General features: G+C 51.6%; 1 protein-coding gene. It reads right to left on the reverse strand.

Annotated features, from left to right (window positions below; all coding sequences use genetic code 11):
• Nucleotides 1-71 precede the first annotated feature (71 nt).
• Complete coding sequence (locus RSSM_RS30645; RefSeq protein ID WP_008689199.1) at nt 72-749, reverse strand: hypothetical protein; 678 nt, start codon at nt 747-749, stop codon at nt 72-74.
• Nucleotides 750-819: the final 70 nt, after the last annotated feature.

Here is an 819-nt window from a genome sequence, read left to right on the forward strand (position 1 = left end):
AGAGAGAACTGAACTGCGACGGTATTGAAATCGTGTGATCTCAAGTTGACGACCGGTCTTTAGCTAACTAATCATTCTTTTCTTTGCCCTGCCGGTTCTCGCCCCGAATCAATCAGATCGCCAATCTGTTCCTTTGTGTACTTAAACGCTTTGTACACAGGCGCGGTGCCTTTGTAGCGGGCGACGGTATTCCCTTCAGACGTCACCTCAATTGCAAATTGCTTTCCCGTGTTGGCAAGCAGGGTATTGCCATTGAGAAGTCTTTTTGCGCTGCCCTGGGTGGAGGCAAAGAAGCCTTGCTCTTCCCAAAACCAAACCTGCTCGACCTCATACCTGCCATCGCTGCCAATTGCATATTTACCGTCCTTGCCGATGACTGGACGGAACTCGTGGACATTGCTGGTGCCCCTCATGGCACGCTCTGCCATTGCCCTTCCTCCTCCAGCGTCTCGGCCTCCTTCTGCATCTCGACCATTTCGATTAAAGCCACCCGCGTTTAGCGAGGGCTGGGTGCGGTTGGAGCCATTGGAGTTACCGGCGAGATTCATCGAGAATGTGTTTCGATTGTTGTTGTTAAACACCATTAGATTGCCTGCACCGGGTAAACCCTCTTGAATCCAACTGGCATCATGTTGTTTGGCAAACAGGCGATCTTTGTCAGTTCCTTTGTCATAAACGGCCGGATTGCCATGACGAAACAACAGATCCCCGCCCGGCCACTGGCTCCTTGGCGGTGATTCCGCGATCAATCATCCATATCTCGTCATAGTAAAGGAGCTGAGCAGGATCTGATCGAGCTCCGCGTTGTAATCGATGGAG

Origin of the sequence: Aporhodopirellula sallentina SM41 (genome assembly GCF_000346505.1) — a bacterium.
Classification (GTDB): domain Bacteria; phylum Planctomycetota; class Planctomycetia; order Pirellulales; family Pirellulaceae; genus Rhodopirellula; species Rhodopirellula sallentina.